The 21,544-nt window shown below is 66.8% G+C and carries 12 protein-coding genes and 2 pseudogenes; 2 read left to right on the top strand and 12 right to left on the bottom strand.

Going from position 1 to position 21,544, the window contains the following annotated elements; genetic code table 11:
• The first annotated feature begins 109 nt into the window (after positions 1-109).
• Positions 110-934, top strand: a complete 825-nt coding sequence (locus tag G3O00_RS21550; RefSeq protein ID WP_206144259.1) for an alpha/beta fold hydrolase — start codon at positions 110-112, stop codon at positions 932-934.
• Between the two features lie 57 nt (positions 935-991).
• Here G3O00_RS21550 and proP read toward each other — a convergent pair whose 3' ends face one another.
• The 9 genes and pseudogenes from proP to G3O00_RS21505 all read right to left on the bottom strand — a co-directional run bounded on the left by proP (position 992) and on the right by G3O00_RS21505 (position 12,523).
• On the bottom strand, positions 992-2,461 hold the full coding sequence (gene proP, locus G3O00_RS21545) for a glycine betaine/L-proline transporter ProP (RefSeq protein ID WP_206144258.1): 1,470 nt from the start codon (positions 2,459-2,461) through the stop codon (positions 992-994).
• Between the two features lie 369 nt (positions 2,462-2,830).
• Positions 2,831-3,862, bottom strand: a complete 1,032-nt coding sequence (locus G3O00_RS21540) for a VOC family protein (RefSeq protein WP_206144257.1) — start codon at positions 3,860-3,862, stop codon at positions 2,831-2,833.
• Positions 3,863-3,898: 36 nt separating this feature from the next.
• On the bottom strand, positions 3,899-4,315 hold the full coding sequence (locus tag G3O00_RS21535; protein ID WP_206144256.1) for a RidA family protein: 417 nt from the start codon (positions 4,313-4,315) through the stop codon (positions 3,899-3,901).
• A 96-nt stretch (positions 4,316-4,411) separates the two neighbouring features.
• Positions 4,412-5,086: a Crp/Fnr family transcriptional regulator gene (locus tag G3O00_RS21530; RefSeq protein ID WP_206144255.1), complete on the bottom strand. Its 675-nt coding sequence runs from the start codon at positions 5,084-5,086 to the stop codon at positions 4,412-4,414.
• A 281-nt stretch (positions 5,087-5,367) separates the two neighbouring features.
• A complete protein-coding gene (locus tag G3O00_RS21525; protein ID WP_241025267.1) occupies positions 5,368-7,746 on the bottom strand; it encodes an LPS-assembly protein LptD in 2,379 nt (792 codons plus the stop codon).
• Positions 7,730-9,961 (bottom strand): annotated as a pseudogene (bamA, locus tag G3O00_RS21520) (outer membrane protein assembly factor BamA); the annotation flags it as partial. The gene G3O00_RS21525 and the pseudogene bamA, both read right to left, overlap by 17 nt.
• A 116-nt stretch (positions 9,962-10,077) precedes the next feature.
• The gene (locus tag G3O00_RS21515) at positions 10,078-10,425 is read right to left on the bottom strand and encodes a hypothetical protein (protein ID WP_174929171.1); all 348 of its coding nucleotides are present in this window, start codon (positions 10,423-10,425) and stop codon (positions 10,078-10,080) included.
• Positions 10,426-10,568: 143 nt separating this feature from the next.
• A complete protein-coding gene (locus G3O00_RS21510; protein WP_206144253.1) occupies positions 10,569-10,925 on the bottom strand; it encodes a hypothetical protein in 357 nt (118 codons plus the stop codon).
• A gap of 434 nt (positions 10,926-11,359) precedes the next feature.
• Positions 11,360-12,523 (bottom strand): porin, encoded by a 1,164-nt coding sequence (locus G3O00_RS21505; protein WP_206144262.1) that lies wholly within the window; start codon positions 12,521-12,523, stop codon positions 11,360-11,362.
• Positions 12,524-12,986: 463 nt separating this feature from the next.
• On the opposite strand from G3O00_RS21505, the gene G3O00_RS21500 reads away from it, so the two are divergent.
• Positions 12,987-13,466 (top strand): hypothetical protein, encoded by a 480-nt coding sequence (locus tag G3O00_RS21500; RefSeq protein ID WP_206144252.1) that lies wholly within the window; start codon positions 12,987-12,989, stop codon positions 13,464-13,466.
• 24 nt (positions 13,467-13,490) lie between these two features.
• On the opposite strand, the gene G3O00_RS21495 is transcribed toward G3O00_RS21500, so the two are convergent.
• From G3O00_RS21495 to G3O00_RS21485, 3 genes and pseudogenes are all read right to left on the bottom strand, one after another.
• Positions 13,491-14,969, bottom strand: a complete 1,479-nt coding sequence (locus G3O00_RS21495; RefSeq protein WP_206144251.1) for an efflux transporter outer membrane subunit — start codon at positions 14,967-14,969, stop codon at positions 13,491-13,493.
• A 3-nt stretch (positions 14,970-14,972) separates the two neighbouring features.
• Positions 14,973-18,299, bottom strand: a complete 3,327-nt coding sequence (locus G3O00_RS21490; protein ID WP_206144250.1) for an efflux RND transporter permease subunit — start codon at positions 18,297-18,299, stop codon at positions 14,973-14,975.
• Positions 18,296-21,424: pseudogene (locus G3O00_RS21485) on the bottom strand (efflux RND transporter permease subunit). The gene G3O00_RS21490 and the pseudogene G3O00_RS21485 overlap by 4 nt, the downstream one beginning before the upstream one ends.
• Positions 21,425-21,544 lie beyond the last annotated feature (120 nt).

Genomic DNA, 21,544 nt, shown 5'->3' with positions numbered 1-21,544 from the left:
GCGCCTGCAACCTGTGCGATGATGCGCCGCTTCGCATTCGTTGCAGCACGCCGCTGACCGCGGCGCCCGGTTCGGGGCCGCTGCCGAGCGCGCCGACACCGGAGACGACATGCCCGCAGTGAACATTCATGGCAGCACCCTGCATTACCAGGATCACGGTACCGGGTTTCCGGTGTTGCTCGGGCACAGCTATCTGTGGGATTCGGCGATGTGGGCGCCGCAGATCGACGCGCTGTCGCGCCGGTATCGTGTCATCGTGCCGGACCTGTGGGGACATGGTGCATCGGGCGCGCTGCCCGAAGGCACGCAGACGCTCGACGATCTCGCCGCGCAGGCGAGTGCGCTGCTCGACGCGCTGGAGATCGAACAGTGTGCGCTCGTCGGGCTCAGCGTCGGCGGCATGTGGGGCGCGCGGCTCGCGTTGCGCGAACCGCAGCGCGTGCGCGCGCTCGTGCTGATGGATGCGTCGCTCGAGGCCGAGCCCGAAGCGACGCGGCTGCGCTACTTCGGGATGCTCGACGCCATCGCCGCGGCGGGTCGTATCGCGCCGCCGTTGCTCGATGCGATCGTGCCGCTGTTCTTCCGGCCGGACGTCAATCTCGCGGGCCCGGTGCCGTCCGCGTTTCGCGATGCGCTCGCGAACCTGCCGGCCGACCGGCTGCGTCAATCGATCGTCCCGCTCGGCCGGCTGATCTTCGGCCGGCCCGACACGCTGTCGGCACTCGCCGAACTGGACGCCGAACGCACGCTGCTGATGTGCGGTGCGGGCGACATGGCGCGCCCGCCGTCGGAAACCGTGAAGATGGCGAGCGTGATCGGGTGCCCGCATGCGCTGGTGCCGGACGCCGGCCACATCTCGAATCTGGAAAATCCCGCGTTCGTCACGCGTGCGCTGCTCGACTGGTTCGACACGCAGCGGCTGTCGGCGGGCTGACGCCGGCGCGTGTCGCGTGGCGCCACGCCACGCGAGCCAACGCGACCAGCGCCGGCATCACGCGCGTTCGCTGATCGGCGTGAGCTTCCTGTCCCGCCCGCGTGCTTCGTCGGCCCCGCCGCGAACGAGGCTCAGCGCCTCCGCGCGGCTCGCCACGCACGGCGCGGAGCCGGGCAGCGGCTGGCGTGCGGTCTCGCGCAGCGCGAGCACCGACACGATGCCGATGAACGAGGCGCCCATCAGGTAGTACGCGGGCATCATCAGGTCGCCGGTGCGATCGACCAGCCATCCGGTGACGAGCGGGGTCGTGCCGCCGAACAGCGACACCGACACGTTGAAGCCGATCGCGAGCGCGCCGTAGCGGATGCGCGTGGGGAACAGCGCGGGCAGCGCCGACGGCATCACGCCGGTGAACGTCGACAGCAGCACGCCGTAGATCAGCATCCCGCCGAACACGGGCAGCATGCCGCCGGTGCGGATCAGCATCAGCGCCGGCACGGCCAGCACGAGCAGGCCCACGCAGCCGGCCATCATCACCGGCTTGCGGCCGACCTTGTCCGACAGGTGCCCGGCGTAGAGCGTCATCGGCATCATCAGCACCATCACGAGCAGCACCAGGAACAGGCCGTGCGATTCGCGGAAGTGCAGCGTCGCCGACAGGTAGCTCGGCAGGTACGACAGCGCCATGTAGTCGGTCACGTTGAAGATCAGCACGAGGCCGACGCATTGCAGCAGCGGCCGCCACTGTTCGACGAGCAGCGCCGCGAAGCGTTGTTTCGGCCGCGACCGTTCGTCCGCTTCGCGTGCTTCGGCTTCCTTCTTGAAGGCGGGCGTTTCCTCGAGTTTCAGCCGGACGTAGAGGCCCACGAGACCGAGCGGGCCGGCGATGAAGAACGGCACGCGCCAGCCCCACGACAGCAGCGCTTCCTGCGACAGCGACGCGGTGAGCAGGGCGACCGTCGCCGCGCCGAGCGTATAGCCGATCAGCGTGCCGAACTCGAGGAAGCTGCCCATGAAGCCGCGGCGCCTGTCGGTCGAGAATTCGGCGATGAAGGTGGCTGCGCCGCCGTATTCGCCGCCGGTCGAGAAACCCTGCACGAGGCGCGCGACGAGCAGCAGCACGGGCGCCATGATGCCGATCGACGCGTAGCTGGGGATCAGGCCGATCGCGAAGGTGCCGACGGCCATCATGATCATCGTGGCGGCGAGCACGCGCTGGCGGCCGATGCGGTCGCCGAGCGGGCCGAACACCATGCCGCCGAGCGGGCGCACGAGGAACGCGGCCGCGAACGTGCCGAAGGTTGCGAGCAGCTGCGCGGACGGGCTGCTGGACGGGAAGAACACCTTGCCGAGCGTGACGGCGATGTAGCTGTACACGCCGAAGTCGAACCATTCCATCGCGTTGCCGAACGCCATGGCGCCGACCGCGCGCTTGAGGACGGCGGGGTCGACGATCGTGATGTCATCCAGCTTGACGGACTTGCGCGAAGACCGGGCTTTCGCGGGGTGCGCTTGCGACGGGCTCAAAGAACTCTCCTGGAATTGCCTTGGCAGCCGGCCGGGCGGGTGTGCAGTGGAGTCGTGCGGGCCGATGGACAGCGAAGGCGGGTGTCTCGGGGTTGCCTCGATGTCGGTGAAATGACGCGCGTTGCGGTCGACGTCGAGCAGGTTTGTTGTGTGAACCAGTTTAGAGAAACGGGTGCCGGCGACTATCGGTCATGCGCCCGGAACCCGGTTGTAAACGACACGGGTGCGACCACGGCAGGGGCGTTGAACTGGGCGCGGGCGCACGGGGTGCGAAACGCCGCGCCGCTCGGGATTCTGCTCGCGCGCATCAGGCATGGCAGGGCGACAGGCGCTTGCGGATGCCGCGGCGCAACGGTCCGCGGCCCGCTTTCATTGCTGCGTATTGCGCGCCTGCTGATCCAGTTCCTGCGATTCGAACAGCGCTTTGAAATTACCCTCGCCGAACCCGTCTTCGCCGCACCGCTCGATGATTTCGAAGAACACGGGGCCGATCTGGCGCCGCGTGAAGCGCTGGAGCAGGATGTGCTCCGGTCCTTTTCCGTCGACGAGAATGCCGCGCGCGGCCAGCCGTTCCACGTCGAGGCCGTGTCCGGGCAGTCGCGTGTCGATGCCGGTGTAATAGTGCGGCGAAGGCGGGGCCATGAACGCGATGCCGGCCGCGGCAAGGCGGTCGAGCGTCACCTCGATATCGGCGCTCAGCAGCGCGATATGCTGGATGCCTTCTCCGCCGTAGTCGCGAATGAACTCGTCGTTCTGGTTCAGCACGCCGGGCTGGTCGTGCGCGGCGGCCGCGACCGGAATCGATACGCGTCCGCACGGGCTGACCATCGAGCGCGCGCGCATGCCGGTGGCGCGGCCCTTCACTTCAAGGTATTGCCGTTCGTCGAAACCGAAGGTATCGCGGTAAAAATCCGCCCAGCGGTCGAGATTCTCCGGGTGGACGATGTTCGACGTGTGATCGACCGCGACGATGCGCGCGTCGCTCGCCGGTGCGCGATGCGGTTCGACCGGCAGGCTGAACACGTCGCGGATATCGGTGTCGACGAAATACACGAGGCTGTCGCCGATACCCAGAATGGTCGGCGTATCGACGACGAAGGCGCCTTCGGCTTCAGGCAGCGCGATGCGTGCGCCGCCAGCCAGCGCCTGCTCCTGCGCGCGGCGCGCGTCGTCGACGCGAATCGCGATTGCCCGCACGGACGCGCCATGTCGATCCCGGAACGCATTCGGGGTGCCGTTCACGACGAATGCGGCAGCGCCTTGCGTCATCAGGATCATGTCGTGTCGCGATCGTCCGGCGACACGAAAGCCGAAGCGTTCGAACAGGTCGACCAGTTCGGAGGGGGCGGATGAAACGAATTCGACGAACGCGAATCCGTCAGTCCTGGCCGGGTGATTCATATCGAACTCCTGATTGTCATGCACGCGCAAGAGGTGTCATGCGTTGCGGGTCGCCGCGACGATCTTGATCTCGACGATGAATTCCGGGCGCGCCAGCGCGGCGACACCAAGGATCGTCCATGCGGGAAAGTCGGCGCGTATGTATTGCGCCTTCACGGTGCGAAAGTCGGCCAGATGCGCGCCGACGTCGACGTGATAGGAAACCAGTTCGACGACATCCGAGAAATCCAGTCCGAGGTGCGCGAGGATCGCCTCGACGCGCCGGAATGCCGCGTCGATCTGCTCGACAGGCGACGCTGGAATCGAACCGTCCGGGTGCAGGCCGACCTGCCCGGCGATGAACACGAGGCCGTTGGCGGTGACCGCCGGCGCATACTGAAATAGTTCGAAGACGCGATTTCCGCCGAACGTCGGATCGTCTTCGGGGAGGCGCAACCGTTCAATGCCGTTCATGACTTCTCCTTCACGGGGTGGGGCGTCCGCCAGCGGACAGCCGATGCGCGGACTTTACCGGCGCCCCGAAGAGAAGTCTGTATAGGCGTTTACAAATCAGCCGAGCAGCCGGGACGCATCCATTACCCAGATGCGCCGCTGCCGGATCTCGATCGCACCAAGGTCGGCGAGCCGCTTCAGCGCGCGTGTGACGGTCACGCGCGTGGCGCCCGTCATCGCGGCGATCTGCTCGTGCGTGAGCGGGATCGTGATCAGCGTGTGGCCGTCGAGCGGTTCGCCATACAGATCCGACAACCTGCCGAGCAGCTCGCCGATGCGCATTTCGGGTTTGGGGAGGGCGAGGTACTGGATGCGCGACGCCAGAATGCGCTGCTTGAGCGCGATGACGCGCAGCAGCGCCATCGCGAGCTCGGGGGACGACGGTATCGCGTCCTCGATCGCGCGGATGTCGAATTCGAGCAACTCGGACGCCTCGACCGTGATGGCCGTGGCGATGCGCGAGTGGCCGTCGATTGCCGGGCTCTCGCCGAACATCGACCAGCGCCCCATGACTTCGAGAATGAATTCGGCACCGTCGCGCTGGAAGATCGAGACCTGCACGCGGCCCGACAGCAGGAAGTAGAACGTGGTGCCAGGTTCGCCCTGCCGGTAGATCGTGGCGCCCTTGTCATACTTTTTGCGGCGACCGAGGTGGGCCGCGCTGATCCAGGTGGCGGCCGTGGCGTCGTCCATGCGCCACGTTTCGGTCGTGAGCGGGTGGTGTGGTTTCATGCGGGGTGTCCGGGTGGTGCAGGCCGTGGCGTCTGCGCCGCTCATCCTACGCCGCGTCGGGATTGCGGAGAAGCGTGCGGGGGCGAATCGCGGGTTGATCCCGACCCGTGCGGGCGCCGTGCATCCAGGGGGATCGAAACCGGGCCGCGGCGCACCCTTGCGCACGACGCGCTGATCGGCGAGGGCCGGCGGGACGGGCACGGCCGGAGTCCTGGCGATCGTCGGCCGCCCGACGGCGTGGTGCCGCGCGCAACCGACGCTGCCTTCGCCGATTGCGTGGCTTACGGATAGTTGCTGAACCGCGACGTCGGCGCCGGCAGCGTCGGCGTCGAATACCCGGGCACGCTCGTGCGAAATTGCTGCAGCAGCCCGTTGTCGATGCGGCTCAGGCCGTTGAGCTGCAACTGCACCAGCACGCGGGTGCCGGTGGTCGGCGACGTCGTGCCGTTGTAGTTGGTGTATTTCTGCAGCGCGAAGCTGACGGCCCAGCAGTCGGCCGCGTACTGGAACCCGAGCAGCCCGCTGACCAGCCGGTGCGCGGCGAGGTCGTAGTCGACCGAGCCGACGCCCGACAGCGCATGCGTCAGCGGCCATTGCGCGGACAGCAGCACCTGGTTCTCGGGCTCGTCGTCGAGCGTCGCGTTCGCGCGCGCGTACAGGTACGCGAGATTGACGACCCTGCCGTCGGCCGGCTTCCAGTCGATGCCGGCCATCGTCTGGGTCAGTTCGTTGCTCGACTGGTTGTACTCGACCGCCTGCTGAAGCTCGAGGCCGGTGCCGATATGGAACGCGGCGCCGGCGACCACGTCGGACGGACCGACCGTCGGCGGCGTATCGCCCGGCATCGTGACCTGCGACGCGCGAAAGTAATACTCCTGCGCGAGCACGAAGCGCGCGAGCTCGGCGCCGCTGCCGGCATCGACGAAGCGTGTCGTGACGCCGGCGGTCAGCCGGTTCATGTCGCTCACGCGGTCGCCGCCGACGAAGCGGTTGCTCGTGAAGATCTCCGCGAGACCGAAGTCGAGCGGCGCGGTGTCGAACGCCGGCGCGAAGGTCTGATTGCGGTACGGCGTATCGACGTAGTAAAGCCTCGGTTCGAGCGTCTGGATCATGTCGATGCCGAACAGCCGGACCGCACGCTCGAACGTGGCGCCCATGTCGAGGCTCGCGGTCGGCACGTTGACGGTGAAGTTTTTCGGCTGTCCGGCCGGCGCGTCGCTGCCGATCGACGTCAGGTCGTACGACGCCGCATGCCACTGGAGCTTCGGCGTCACATACCATCCGGGCGCCACGATCGGATAGCTGACGTAGGTGTCGAACGTGAGCCGGTTGCCTTCGGTCGAATCGGCGGTCGGGATCGTGAAGCGCGTCGCGTTCACGTCGGCGCCGAAATCGAAACCGCCGACGTTGTAGCGCGTGTATTTCGCATCGAGCTCCGGTTCGCGGTTGTACGGCGGTGCGGTCGTGAACGACTGCCAGTTCTGCACGCGCGCGAGCACGGACCACGGGCCGTGGTTGTAGGTGACGCCCGCTTCCTGCTGGAACAGCGTCTGCGAGCCGACGACGAGCGAGTTCGCGTTCGAGAAGTCCGACGGCACCGACGCGTCGGACACGCGGTTGTAGTTCGCGTACGCGGCGAAGCCGTTGCCGAGGTTCTCGCGATGCTGGAACGCGATCGAGTAGCGATTGGTGTGCGTCGTCGCGTCGTCCGGCAGCACGCTGACGGACAGCGAGCCGGAATAGGTCGGGCTCAGGTAGCGGGTGTCGGTCGTCAGCATCGCGCCGCGCTTGGTCATCAGGCGGGGCGTGACCGTCAGGTCGTAGTTGGGCGCGAGATTGAAATAGATCGGCACCGCGACGTCATAGCCGTTCGTCGAGCTGATCGAGAACGTGGGCGGCAGGATCCCGGTCTTGCGTTGATCGTTCAGCGGAAACGACATCCACGGCGACGCAAACAGCGGCAAGCCCGCGAAGACCAGCACGCCGTCGTGCGCGACGCCAATGCCCGCGGCATTGTCGAGATCGAGCCGCGACGCCCTGAGATACCACGCGGGATCGTTCGCGCAGTGGCAGGTCGTGTACGTGCCGTCGTAGACGACTTCGCGCGAATCGTCGAGAAGATCCACGCGCGTGCCGGAGCCTGAGCCGCCCGTCAGGTTGAAGCGGTAATGCGGCGACGTCATCGTGCCTTCGACGCTGTCGAGTCGCAGATGCGCGTCGGGGCCGGCGAAGGCGTTACCGTCGTGTACGACGACCACATGGCCGTAGGCGTCGGTCATGTCGGTGTCCTCGTCGTAGTGGATCGCATCGGCCTTCACGACCGACGTGCCGCGGCGCAGCTCCGCATTCCCGTGCAGCGACAGGTCCTGATCGACGGTGCCGGTGGCGGTCGCGCCGATCCCGAACGTCGTCGCGGCCTGGCCGGCCGCGAGCGGGTGCTCGACGAGCTGCGACGCGATGCGCAGCCCCCATGCGTCGCCGAGCGGGTAAGGAGCGGCCGCGGCATTCTGCAACTGCGCATCGGCATCGCGCGGCGCGCCGAGCGCGACCGACAGCGCGGCCTCGACGAGCAGTGCGATCGCCGAGGCGCGCAGGCGGGCGACGAGGCCGCCGCGCAAGGTGTGGCGCGGGCCGGGCGCGGAATCAGAACGACGTGCCAATCTGGAACTGGAACTTCTGGTACTGGTCGCCGGTGTGGTGGACGATCGGCAGCGCATAGTCGATCTTCAGCGGGCCGATCGGCGAGATCCATTCGAGCCCGACGCCGTAGCTGTACCGCAAGCCGTTCGCGCCCACGCTGTTGCCTTCGGTGCCCCACACGTTGCCGCCGTCGACGAACGTGAATACGCGCAGCGTGCGGTCGTAGCCGGTGCCGGGCAGCGGAACGGTCATCTCGACGTTACCGACCACCATCCTCGAGCCGCCGATCGGGTCGCCCGTCGTCGCGTCGCGCGGGCCGAGCGAACCGGGCTCGTAGCCGCGCACGGAGCCGATGCCGCCCGCGAAGTAGTTCTTGAAGATCGGGTACGGCTGGCCGCCGAGGCCGTTGCCGTAGCCGGCCTGGACATTGAACCCGAGCACGAGGCCGCGCGCGAACGAGTGGTAGTACTGCGCCTGCACGTCGGTCTTGTAGTACGACACGGAGCCGATCGGCGTGCCGTATTCCGCGTTCGCCTGCAGGTAGTAGCCGCGCCCCGGGATCAGCACGCTGTCGCGCTGGTCGCGCGACCAGCCGATCGTGAACGGCGCGACGTTCGATACGCGGCCGAACGTCTTCACGTAGTCGACGTAGCTCTGCGGGGTCGTCGAATCGACGTCGAGGCGGTCCTGTTCGAGCCCGAGCCCGAAATACACCATGTCGGTCTCGGAAAACGGGATGCCGAACTTCGTGTCGACCCCGTACGAGATGATCCGGAAGCTCGTGTCGTTCGTGCTGGAATAGTAGAGCGGCTGCGTCGTCCGGTAGTACACGTCGGTGATGCGCTTGACGCCGTCGATCGTGAAGTACGGATCGGTCTGCGACACGCTCAGCGTGCGCATCGTCGTCGCGGTGTTCGCGTTGACGGCAATCGTCTGGCCGCTGCCGAACACGTTGTCCTGCGACACGCCGGCCGAGATGATCGGGCCTTCGCCGGACCCGTAGCCCAGGCCGAGCGAGATCGTGCCGGTCGGTTTCTCGGTCACCTTCACCTGCACGTCGACCTGGTCGGCGGTGCCTTCGACGGGCACGGTCGTCACGTCGACGTCGGTGAAATAGCCGAGGCGGTTGATGCGATCCTTCGACAGCTTGAGCCGAGACGAATCGAACCACGCGTCTTCCATCTGCCGCATCTCGCGACGGATCACCTCGTCTCGGGTGCGCGTGTTGCCGGAAATGTCGATGTGCCGCACGTAGACGCGCCGCCCGGGCGTGACCTGCAGCGTGAGATCGACCGTGTGGTGCTGCTGGTCGATCTGCGGGACGGTATTGATCGTCGCGAACGCGTAGCCGTACTCGCCGAGTTTGTCGATCAGCGCCTGTGTCGTGTCCTTGAGTTTCGCCGCCGAGAAGCGCTCGCCCGCACGGATCGCGACGATCCGGTTCAGCTCGGCCTCGCGCCCGAGCAAGTCGCCGGCCAGCCGGATGCCCGAGATCGTGTATGGCCGGCCTTCGTGCAGCACGATGGTCAGGTCCATGTCCTTGCGGTCCGGCGACAGCGATACCTGGGTCGAATCGATGTTGAATTCCAGATAGCCGCGATCGAGGTAGTACGCGCGCACGGCGTCGAGATCGGTGGCGAGCTTGTCCTTCGAATACAGGTCGTCCTTCGTGTACCAGGAGAACCAGTTCGGCGTCGACAGCTGCATTTCGTCGCGCAGCGTCGCGTCGCTGAACACACGATTGCCGACGAAGGCGACCTGCCGGATCTTCGCGCTCGGCCCCTCGACGACCGAAAACAGCAGCGCCACCCGGTTGCGGTCGATCGGGCTCACCGTGGTGGTCACTTCGGCCGCGTAGTAGCCGCGCGTCAGGTACTGCCGCTTGAGTTCCTGCTCGGCCTTGCTGACGAGCGACGGGTCGTACGCATGCCCGGAGACGAGCCCGACCGACTTCATCGCCTTCTCGATCGCGTCCTTGTCGAATTCGTGCAGCCCCGCGAAATCGATCGTGCCGATCACCGAGCGCTCGACGACGTTCACGATCACGACGTTGCCTTCCGTCCCGATCCGCACGTCGTTGAAGAACCCGGTCGCATAGAGCGCGCGGATCGCGGCCGACGCCTTGTCGTCGGTGAAGGTGTCGCCGATCTTGAACGGCAGATACGAAAACACCGTGCCGGGTTCGATGCGCGTCAGACCCTCGACGCGGATGTCCTGGATCGCGAAGCCGCTCGAAGGCGGCGCATCGGGCGCTGATTGTGCGGCCTGCACCGGCTGCGCGTGAGCGGGGAAAGCGGCCGGCGTGAGCCAGAAAAGCCGGGCGAGCCAGCCGAACTTCAACGAACTCTTCTTCACTGCCAGGCGATCCCGTCGTCGAATGCATGAACCCGATGCCCGGCGTCGTTCTGCTCGTCGCGAACGAGCAGGCGCGAGACTGTGTCGACGTGCGATTGCGCCAGTTGGTGCACGGTTGCGTAGCCGTTGCCGCAGACGACGTTCAGCGACAGCCCGGAGGTATAGCGGCCGGTGAGGCGGCAGCGGAAGATCGGGTGTGCGTCGAATGCGTGTGCGTGGCCGGCCCCGGAAACGGCGGGCGATGTGTCGGGCGGCAGCAGGCACCACGTGCAGGCGCCGACATCCGACAGCGCATAGGCGGAAGGTTGCAGGGCGGGCGTGGCGGTCGATGATGCGATTCGCATGATGGGCAGGTCCTTGTCAATAAGGAACGGAAGGCCACGACCCGGGCCGGCGAGGCGAGGATCGCGGTGACGATTCGTATTGCGAAGTAAATGGGATAGGGTTCGGCAAGCCGACGTCAAAACCGGTCAGTGCCGGTAGCGCATCAGTTCAGCATCGCGTGGTTGACCGGCGCGGCCATCTCCGGCGGAGAAGCGAGCGCCTCGACGAGGGTGGTCAGGTTGACGGCGGGCAGCGCGAACGCGATCCAGCCCATTCCGACATGACGGATCGACAGCACCGCGCCGTCGTAATCGGCGAGCCGGTCGACGCGCCAGCACGGGTCGATCTGCAGTGGATACTGGCCTTCCGGCGGTTCGACCGGATGGGTCGGCTGCATCGCGGCGCGTGCGGTCGCGAGCTGCAGGATCATCTGGTCGATGTCGTGAACGCCGAGTACGGACGTCTGGCCGTCGATCGTGAACCGGATCACTGGATAGCCGGATTCGGTGGAGACTTCCATGCGCATCGTGTGATACATGATCGGGCCTTTTACTTTCACTGTCGGGGATGACTGCCGCGCTCGGCGTGGCCGGTGCGCGGTGTGACGGAAGCATAGGTCACACGATCGTCAAATAAATTTCAGGATTGTTTCGTCATATTCAGGACTCCACGAATGACGCATCGTAAGCGGATTGAATTGGAACCCGCGCAAGAGTGGGCGGCCATTATTGAGATATTCGGCGTGGGTGACAGCGGGCAATGTGCACGATCGGTAATCGATGCCGCGTGAAGACGCGCGAGCGGTCGTCGTGTTCGGGAATATCGCGGGGGAAAGCACGTTTCGGTGCGCTGGAACACCGCAATATTTCAAATGATTGCGATGAAATGCGGGCGCGTCGCGGTGACAAGGCGCGTGCGCCGGCCGCCGCGAACGACAGCCGGCGCGGCCTGCGATCAGAACCGGTGGCGAATGCCGAGGCTGACCATGTCCTGGCTGTTCGTGCCGGCCACGCCGTACGAGCCGATCGACGCTTCCGCGCTCGACACCGTGCCGTCCGCGTTCAGCTGCGTGCCGGTCGCCTTCTGCCATGCGCCGACGAGATACACGTCGGTGCGCTTCGACAGGCTGTAGTCGGCGCCCAGCGATACCTGGTTATAGGACGCGTTGGTCACGCCGCTTGCATGCGTATAGCTGTAGCCGAGGCCGAGCAGCAGCGCCGGCGCGGCCTGGTAGTTCACGTACGCCTGGCCGGTGTTGAACTTCTCGGTCGACGCGAATGCCGACTGCGCGTCCGCCTTGTACGCCGAATTGCTGTATGCGAGGCCGAGCGTGTACGGGCCGGCGATGTAGCGTGCGGCGACGCGCGCGATGTTGATCGACTTCGCAGTCGCGTACCCCGAGTTCACCGGGCCGTCGAAGGTGCCGTCGGAGGTCGACGACCAGCCGGTGCGCGCGATCGTCGAATTCGAGTTGTCGGCCACGTAGTAACCGGCGGCCAGCGAGAACGGGCCGTTGTTGTACGCCGCGGCCACTGCCCAGGTCTGCCCCGAGCCGGTTTGCCCCGCGACGCCGCCGAGCGCGTACATCGTCTCGACCTGCAGCCCGCCGTAGCTCGGCGACAGGTACTTGATCGCATTGTTGGTGCGCGAGCTGTTGTCATAGTTGTCGACGTCGCCGGCGGTGGCGAACGTGCTGCCGAAGTAATTGTCCTCGGTCAGCCCCTGAACCTGGTCGACCAGCGGATCGTACTGGCGGCCGAGCGTGAGCGTGCCGTACTGCGCGCTTTGCAGGCCGACGTAGGCCTGACGGCCGAACAACGACGTCGTGCCGTTGTAGGTTCCCATCTTGCCGTTGTTGACGTTGAAGCCGCTCTCGAGCTGGAAGATCGCTTTCAGCCCGCCGCCGAGATCCTCGCTGCCCATCATCCCCCAGCGGCTGCCGGACAGGTTGCCCGAATACAGGCCGAGCTGGTTGCTGCCGGTGGGCGTGGCGTTGTGCGTGAACTGCAGCGACTCGTCGATGACGCCGTAAAGCGTCACCGTGCTCTGCGCATGCGCGGCCGTGAAGGCGGCCAGCATCGCAAGCGACAACAGCGATTTCCTCAAGATACCTTTCATCATTGACTCTCCTGGCATGGTACGAAACTGCTTTCCTTCCTGCCGAAGCGACGGGCCTTCGTCAGGAGCCGCCATTAGGTCACGACACAATTTTCGATCCGTTGGGAATCCACAACGATTTGTTTACCGCAGGTTTCCGCTTGAGTTGGCGGTAATGTGATGGTTGTGTACGCAGTCGATTCGATGAACTCGACGGAGCGAGTGTGCTCGGGCGAAAGCCGTGCAGCACGGGGCCGCGCCAGTGGTGAACATGCGCGCCGTGGCGCCGAGCGATACGCGCTCGATAATTCGCGCGTCAAATGATGTAATGGAAATCGTGGCGGGAAGGCGGGCAGTGTCCTGGCTGGTATGAAGTGCCCTTAGCTTCGCGAATCGGAGTCAACGGCAATCGCGACAGGTTCTTCCAACCCGGAAAAATTACGTTCCTGTCGGAATTCGTATTAAATTGACGGATCGATGCTGAATGACTGATTCTCGAATATTCTTGATGATGAAGCTAACCAAGCTTGCTGCATGCGCACTGATCCTCACCACGGCCATTGCCAACATCGCGTATGCCCGCGATCTGGACAAGAGCGACTCTGACCGCGCCCAAATACTGGCGGCCACACATCGATTGAACGACACCAAGCTGGAGCTGAAGGACTATCGCTATGTCGTGGTCGATCTGCTCAAGGACCACGACGCCGCATTCTTATGCGTCGCGTTGGCGGACAAGGATGGCGAATTGATGTTGACGGACGACCAGGCCGGGATCATGACGTTCGCGCTGGAAAGGCGTAATCCGCAATGGGTAGCGACCAAACTGAGCGGCGTGGGATTTGCTGCCGGTGCGAAGCCGGTGCAATCGGATTGCAACGTAGACGGCCGTATCGTCAACACACGCGATGACATCAATGCCGCATTGAAGGCGACCGGACACAAGCCATTTTCCTCTCGTTGACCATGAAGATGCTCGCCGGGAACGTCACCCCGGTAAGCGCCCCGTCTGCTTCACCTGCAGCCCATCGAGCTGCACATCCGACCACCCGCCGCCGAGATCGCCAAACAACGTCGCCGTCGCAACCAGCCGTTCCTGCTGCACGGTCAGCGCATTCTCCTGAAGCCCGAGCAGCGTCGTCTGCGCGGTGGCGACCGTCGTGTAGTCCACGGTGCCGGCCTGATACTCGTTGAACGCGATGTCCGCACCGCGTTTCGCGCTGGCCACCGCACGTTCCAGCACGGCCGCCTGCTCGGCGAGCACGCGCACGCTGGCGAGGTCGTCCTCGACGTTCTGCAGCGCGCCGAGCACGGTGCCGCGATAGTTCGCGACCGCCGCGTCGTAGGCGGCCTTCGCGGCCGCCACTTCGCCGCTGCGCTCGCCGCCGTCGAACAGCGTTTGCGACGCGCTCGCACCGAGCGACCACACGTAGTTCGCGACGTTCAGCAGCCCGGCCAGCGGCGACGCGGAGAAGCCGGCCGCCGCCGACAGCGAGATCGTCGGGTAATACGCGGCGATCGCGACGCCGATCGCCGCGTTTTCCGACGCCATCTGCCGTTCCGCCACCGCGATGTCGGGCCGCCGCTGCAGCAGCGTTGACGGCACGCCGACCGGCACGTCGGGCAGCGCCGGCAACGTGGCATCGTGCGGCACGTCGAGCGCCTCCGGATTGCGGCCGACCAGCACCGCGATCGCATGCACGTACTTCGCCCGCGACACGCCGAGCGCGATCAGGCTCGATTGCGCGCTTTCGAGCTGCGTCTGTGCGCTGACGAGATCGGAGGGCGGGATCGTGCCGGCCTTGTCCTGGTCGGCGATCACGCGCAGGTATGCTTCGTCGGCCTTCACGGTCGCATCGAGCAGGTCGAGGTTCGCATCGGCGACGCGCAGGTCGATGACCGTCGTCGCGAGCGTCACCTGCTCGGACAGCGCGGCGTTCGCGTAGGTCGCGGCGCTCGCCTGCGCGCTTGCCTTGCGTTCCTCGACGGTGCGCCGCACCTGGCCCCACAGATCGGGTGACCAGCTCACGGTGCCTTCGAGCGCCCCGGAATTGGCGATGGACGCGTTGCCGGCGCCGGCCGTGCGCTGCCGCGTGGCGGAGCTCGTCGCGGAAACCGTCGGGAACAGCCCCGAACGCGCCTCGCGCACCAGCGCCAGCGCCTGCTGGTAGTTGTAGTAATCCTGCCGGACCGTCTGGTTCGACACCGTGACGAGCGGCTCGAGTTCGTTCAGCAGCGGATCGTGGAACGCCGTCCACCAGTCGCCTTTCGGGCCGTCCGCATCGGGCTTGGCCTGTGTCCAGCCGGGCAGCTCGCGATAGGTCGCGGGCGTCGCGACGGCCGGGCGGTGATAGTCGGGGCCGACCGCACAGCCGGCGAGGGCAAGCGCGGCCGCGGCGCAGAGCACGCCGGTGCGCAGCCGCCACGCGGGCGGCGCATGCTCGGGAGCGGAGCGGGGGGATGTCATTGTTCAGGGCCTCGATTCGGGCCGCCGTTGTCGCGGCCACAGCCACGACCCGCGCGCGAGTCGCTCGCGCAGCCGGTCAAGATACAGATAGATCACGGGCGTCGTGTAAAGCGTGAACACCTGGCTGATCACGAGCCCGCCCATCACCGTCACGCCGAGCGGCTGGCGCAGCGACGCACCCTGGCCGATCGCGAGCGCGAGCGGCAGCGCGCCGAGCACGGCCGCTGCCGTCGTCATCATGATCGGTCGCAGGCGCCGCACGGCCGCCTCGTGGATCGCGCGCCGTGCGTCGAAGCCTTCGTCGCGCTGCAGCACGATCGCGACGTCGACCATCATGATTCCGTTCTTCTTCACGATGCCGATCAGCAGGATGAAGCCGATCATCGAGATCACCGAGAACGGCACGCCGAACACGAGCAGCGCAAGCGTCGCGCCGATGCCGGCCGACGGCAGCGTCGACAGGATCGTCAGCGGATGGATCGTGTTTTCGTACAGCACGCCGAGTACGAGGTAGACGACCATGAGCGCCGCGACGATCAGGAGCGGCACCGTGTTCATCGAACTCGTGAACGCCTGTGCGGCCCCGGCGAACGCGCCGTGTACCGATGCGGGCATGCCGATCGACTGTTCGGCGTCGGCGATCGCGACGGCTGCGTCGCTGAGCGACCCGTTCGGGGGCAGGTTGAACGAGATCGTCGCCGCGACGAGGCCGCCCTGGTGGTTCACCTGCGTCGCGGTGTGGCTGTTCGCGAACAGCGCGAGCGCCGTGAGCGGCACCATCGTTTCCGCCGACGTGCTGTCTGCGCTGCCGGTCGAGCTGCCGCCCTTGCTGTTCGAGATGCTGTTGGTCGACGCATTCGCTTCCGCGTTCGCGTTCTGCGCATTGGTCGTGCCGCTCGTGCCGGTCGCCGTCACGCCGACCGTGGCGCCGGTCGCGGGTGTCGTGGCCGCCGCCGGCACGATCGCCGACGAATACTGCGTCTGCGCGGTGCCGTTCGCGTTGCCGGCCGCCGTGCTCGCGAAGATCCGACCGAGCGACGACGGGAACTGCCAGTACTGCGGCGCGACTTCCATCACGACGAAGTACTGGTTCAACTGGTTGTAGATCGTCGAGACGGTGCGCTGGCCGAACGCGTCGTACAGCACGTTGTCGATCTGGTTCGGGTCGAAGCCGTAGCGTTTCGCGGTCGCGCGGTCGACCGTCACCATCGTCTGCAGCCCGTGCTGCTGCAGATCCGAATTCACGTCGACGAGCTGGCCGCGCCGCCGGTTCAGTTCGTCGACGAGCCGCGGCGTCCACGCATAGAGCGCCTGCGGATCGTCGCTCGTCAGAGTGTACTGGTATTCGGCTGCCGATTGCCGGCCGCCGATCCGCAGATCCTGCTGTGCCTGCAGGAACAGGCGCGCACCCGACACAGCCGCGAGCTTCGGCCGCAGCCGATTGACGACGTCGGTGGCCGATGCGTGACGCTGCGCGAGCGGCTTCAGCGCGACGAACACGTTCGCCGTGTTCAGCGCGCGCCCGCCGGTGAAGCCGGCCACGGCCGCAACGGCCGGGTCCTGCTGGACGATCGCCTGCAGCTGCGCGAGCTTCTGCCGCATCGCGCCGAACGAGATGCTTTGGTCCGCGATGATCTGCCCCATCAGCGTACCGTTGTCCTGCTCGGGAAAGAAAGTCGCGGGCAGCAGCCTGAACAGCAGCAGGTTGCCGGCGACGAGCGCGATCAGCAGGATGCCGACGAGCGGCGCGCGGTCCAGCACCACGTCGAGCGAGCGCGAGTACGCGTCGCGCAGCCGGTCGAGCACGGCGGCGATGCGGCCGCCGATGCGCGACGGCGCGGCGTTCGAGCGGTGCCGGCTCAGCACATACGCGCACATCGTCGGCGTGACGGTCAGCGAGATCACCATCGACAGCAGGATCGCGATCGACAGCGTCACCGCGAATTCGTGAAACAGCAGGCCGACGATGCCGGGCATCAGCAGGATCGGCAGGAACACGGCGATCAGCGACACGCTCATCGACACGACCGTGAACGCGACCTCGGCGCTGCCGCGCAGCGCGGCCTCCTTCGGCGCGTAGCCGGCCTCGAGAAAGCGCGTGACGTTTTCGAGCACCACGACCGCGTCGTCGACGACGAAGCCGGTGCCGATAGTCAGCGCCATCAGCGACAGGTTGTCGATGCTGTAGCCGAGCAGATACATGGGCCCGAACGTGCCGACGATCGACAGCGGCAGCGCGACGGCCGGAATCAGCGTCGCGCGCGGCGACAGCAGGAACACGAAAACCACGCCGACGACGAGCAGCACCGCGATGCCGAGCGTGCGCTCGGTGTCGGCCACCGACGCGTTGATCGACTGCGAATGGTCGACCGCGATGCCGACATGCACCGAGCCCGGCAACGCGGCCTCGATCACGGGCAGCCGCGCGCGGATCTGCCGGACGGTGTTCACGACATTGCTGCCCGGCTCCGGAAACACGATCACGAGCACGGCCTGCTTGCCGTTGTAGAGGCCGGCGTTGCGCACGTTCTCGTTCGAATCGCGCACTTGCGCGACGTCGTGCAGCTGCACGGCCGCGCCGTTGCGATACGCGACGACGATGTCGCGATACGGCGCGGCCGTGCCGATCTGGTCGTTCGACAGGATCTCGTAGCGATGCCCGCCCTGGTCGAGATGGCCCTTCGGGCTGTCCGCGTTCGCCGCGCCGAGCGACGCGCGCACGTCCTCGAGGCCGATGCCGTAGCTGTTCAGCTTGCCGGGGTTCAGCTCGACGCGCACCGACGGCAGCGCGCCGCCGCCGAGCGTGATCTGCCCGACGCCCTTGATCTGCGAGAGCTGCTGCTGGATCACCGAATCCGCCGAGTCGTAGAGCTGCGCGGAGGTCAGCGTGTCGGAGGTCAGCGCGAGCACCATCACCGGCGCGTCGGCCGGATTGTATTGCCGGTAGGTCGGGTTCGAGCGCAGCGTGGTCGGCAGGTCCGCGCGCGCGGCCTGGATCGCGGCCTGCACGTCGCGCGCGGCGCCGTTGATGTCGCGGTCGAGGCCGAATTCGATCACGATCATCGACGAGCCCGTGTAGCTCATCGACGTGAGCTCCTGCACGTCCGCGATCGTTTCGAGCCTCCGTTCGAGCGGCTCGGCCACCGTGGATGCCATCACCTCCGGGCTCGCGCCGGCCATGTTCGCCTGCACGACGATCACCGGATAGGCGACGTTCGGCAGCGGCGCGACCGGCATCCGGAAGTAGGCGAGCGCGCCGGACAGCAGGATCGCGATCGCCAGCAGCGTGGTCGCGACCGGCCGGTTGATGAACAGCGCGGCCGGGTTCACGATGCGCTCCCGCCGTCGGGCGCGGCGTTGCCGGGTTCGGCCGCTTCACGGCGGCGCCGCACGCGCTCGGCCAGCCGGTCGAACAGCAGGTAGACCACCGGCGTCGTGAACAGCGTGAGGATCTGGCTCAGCGCGAGCCCGCCGATGATCGCGAGGCCGAGCGGCCGGCGCAGTTCCGAGCCCGTGCCGGTGCCGACCAGCATCGGGAGCGCACCGAGCATCGCGGCGAAGGTCGTCATCAGGATCGGCCGGAAACGCAGCAGCGAGGCCTCGAAGATCGCGTCGGCCGGCGCCTTGCCGTGTTCGCGTTCGGCTTCGAGCGCGAAGTCGACGATCATGATCGCGTTCTTCTTGACGATGCCGATCAGCAGCACGATGCCGATGATCCCGATCACGTCGAGATCCGCGCCGGCGATCATCAGCGCGAGCAGCGCGCCGATCCCGGCGGACGGCAGTGTCGACAGGATCGTGACCGGGTGGATGAAGCTCTCGTACAGCACGCCGAGCACGATGTAGACCGCGACCAGCGCGGCGATCAGCAGGTACACCTCGCTCGACAGCGAATCCTCGAACGCGGCCGCCGCGCCCTGGAACGACGACTGGATCGACGGCGGCAGCGCGGCGTCACGCTCGACGCGCCGCACGTCGGCCACCGCCGCGCTCAGCGACGCGCCGGTCGCGAGATTGAACGACACCGTGACCGCCGGGAATTGCGCGAGGTGGCGGATCGCGAGCGGCGTCTTCACGAGCCGCACGGTCGCGATCTGGCTGAGCGGCACCTGGCCGCTGCCGCTCGTCTGGCTCGGCAGGTACAGGTTGCCGAGCGACGCGACGTTCGGCATCGTCTCGGGCTTCGCGACCAGGATCACGCGGTACTGGTTCGACTGCTCGAAGATCGTCGACACGATGCGCTGGCCGAGCGAATCGTACAGCGCGTTGTCGATCGTCGCGGGCGTGATGCCGAAGCGCGCGGCCGCCTGGCGGTCGACGTCCACCTGCACGCCGAGGCCGTCGACGTCGAGATCGCTCTGCACGTCGGTGATCGAATGCAGCTGCTTCAGCTTCGCGACCAGGGTCGGCACCACCTGCTGCAGCGCCTGCCGGCTCGGGCCGCGCAGCACGAAGCGGTACTGGTTCGGCGACAGCGTCGTGTCGAGCGTCAGGTCCTGCACCGGCTGCAGGTAGAGCCGCACGCCCGGCACGCCGGCCGTTTCCTGCTGGAGCCGCCGCGCGATCGTCTCGGCGCTGGCGGAGCGGTCGCCGTGCGCGCGCAGGTTGATCAGGAAGCGGCCGTTGTTGAGCGTCGCATTGACCCCGTCGATCCCGACGTACGACGTGAGCGACGCGACATCCGGATCCTTCAGCAGCGCGTCGGCTAGTTGCGACTGGCGCTCGACCATCGCCGCGTACGACACCGACGTGTCGGCCACGCTGATCCCCTGGATCGTGCCGACGTCCTGCACCGGGAACAGCCCCTTCGGGATCGCGACGTAGAGGATCAGCGTCAGCACGAGGGTGCCGAGCGCCACGACGAGCGTCAGCGTCTGGTGTTTCAGCACCCAGGCGAGCGCACGCGAGTAGGCCGCGAGCGTGCGCTCGAAGATCCGTTCGCTGAACTGCTCGAAGCGGCCCGGATGGGACTCCGACTGTGCGCGCAGGATCCGCGCGCACAGCATCGGCACGACCGTCAGCGAGACCACTGCGGAGATCAGGATCGTCACCGCGAGCGTGACCGCGAATTCGCTGAAGAGCCGCCCGATCACGCCGCCCATGAACAGCAGCGGGATCAGCACCGCGATCAGCGAGACCGTCAGCGACAGGATCGTGAAGCCGATCTGCCCGGCGCCTTTCAGCGCGGCGTCGAGCGGCCGCATTCCCTGCTCGATGTAGCGCACGATGTTCTCGATCATCACGATCGAATCGTCGACGACGAAGCCGGTCGCGATGATCAGCGCCATCAGCGACAGGTTGTCGATCGAGTAGTGCAGTTCATACATCGCCGCGACGGTGCCGATCAGCGACACCGGCACCGCGATGCTCGGGATCAGCGTCGCCGGCAGGTTGCGCAGGAACACGAAGATCACCATCACGACGAGCGCGACGGCCAGCACGAGTTCGGTCGCGGCGTCGAACACCGACGCGCGGATCACGCCGGTGCCGTCGCCGACGATCTGCACGTGCATGCCGGCCGGCAGTGTCGCTTCGAGCGCGGGGAGCTGCCGCTTGATCTGGTCGACGGTCGCGATCACGTTCGCGCCGGGCTGGCGCTGCACGTTCAGCACGATCGCCGGCGTGCGGTTCAGCCACGCACCGCGCTCGACGTCCTGCGGCGCCTGCGACACGCGCGCGACGTCGCCGAGGAACACCGGCGCGCCGTTCTGGTACGCGATCACCGTGCGCAGGTACGCGTTCGGATCGGTGATCTGGTCGTTGGAATTGATCGTGTAGTCGAGATCGGGGCCGTCGAAGTTGCCTTTCGGCTGGCTGACGTTCACGTTCGCGAGCAGCGTGCGCAAGTCGTCGATATTCAGCCCGTACGCGGCGAGCTTGTGCGGATCGGCTTCGACGCGCACGGCCGGCACGTGGCCGCCCGCCGTCGTGACGAGGCCGACGCCCGGCACTTCGGAGATCTTCGTCGCGAGCCGGTTGTTCGCGGTGTCCTGCAGCTGTGTGAGCGACATCGAGTTCGACGTGACCGCAAGCGTGAGCACCGGCTGGTCGGCCGGGTTCACCTTCGCGTAGGTCGGCGGCGCGGGCAGGCCGCTCGGCAGGTAGCTGTTGGCCGCGTTGATCGCCTGCTGGACGTTCTGCTCGGCGACGTCGAGGCTGACCGACAGGTCGAACTGCAGCGTGATGACCGACGCGCCTTCCGAGCTGTACGAGATCATCTGCTACAGCCCGGGAATCTCGCCGAGCTGGACCTCGAGCGGCGCGGTGACGGTCGTCGCCATCACGTCGGGGCTCGCGCCGGGGTAGAAGGTCTGCACCTGGATCGTCGGGTAGTCGACGTCGGGCAGCGACGATACCGGCAGGAAGCGGACCGCGACCGCGCCGGCCAGCACGAGCGCGATCGTCAGCAGCAGCGTCGCGACCGGCCGCAGGATGAAAAGACGGGAAATGTTCATCGTGTCGGGCGCCGCGTGGCGTCAGGCGGCACCGGAGGCGCCGGAGGCATCGGCCGCGGCGGATGCGCCGGATGCGCCGGATGCGCCGGATGCGGCACCGGCCGCTGCGGGCCGATGGGA

Origin of the sequence: Burkholderia sp. Ac-20384 (assembly GCF_017104605.1) — a bacterium.
Classification (GTDB): domain Bacteria; phylum Pseudomonadota; class Gammaproteobacteria; order Burkholderiales; family Burkholderiaceae; genus Burkholderia; species Burkholderia lata.
Note: the sequence above shows the minus strand (reverse complement) of the source record. Positions and strands in the feature narration are given on the sequence as shown.

What these genes read in the sequence shown, in the direction of transcription:
- G3O00_RS21550 (WP_206144259.1), top strand. Translation starts at nt 110, where the DNA reads ATGCCCGCAGTGAACATTCATGGCAGCACCCTGCATTACCAGGATCAC.
- G3O00_RS21540 (WP_206144257.1), bottom strand. Translation starts at nt 3,862, where the DNA reads ATGAATCACCCGGCCAGGACTGACGGATTCGCGTTCGTCGAATTCGTT.
- G3O00_RS21535 (WP_206144256.1), bottom strand. Translation starts at nt 4,315, where the DNA reads ATGAACGGCATTGAACGGTTGCGCCTCCCCGAAGACGATCCGACGTTC.
- G3O00_RS21530 (WP_206144255.1), bottom strand. Translation starts at nt 5,086, where the DNA reads ATGAAACCACACCACCCGCTCACGACCGAAACGTGGCGCATGGACGAC.
- G3O00_RS21515 (WP_174929171.1), bottom strand. Translation starts at nt 10,425, where the DNA reads ATGCGAATCGCATCATCGACCGCCACGCCCGCCCTGCAACCTTCCGCC.
- G3O00_RS21510 (WP_206144253.1), bottom strand. Translation starts at nt 10,925, where the DNA reads ATGGAAGTCTCCACCGAATCCGGCTATCCAGTGATCCGGTTCACGATC.
- G3O00_RS21505 (WP_206144262.1), bottom strand. Translation starts at nt 12,523, where the DNA reads ATGAAAGGTATCTTGAGGAAATCGCTGTTGTCGCTTGCGATGCTGGCC.
- G3O00_RS21500 (WP_206144252.1), top strand. Translation starts at nt 12,987, where the DNA reads ATGACTGATTCTCGAATATTCTTGATGATGAAGCTAACCAAGCTTGCT.
- G3O00_RS21495 (WP_206144251.1), bottom strand. Translation starts at nt 14,969, where the DNA reads ATGACATCCCCCCGCTCCGCTCCCGAGCATGCGCCGCCCGCGTGGCGG.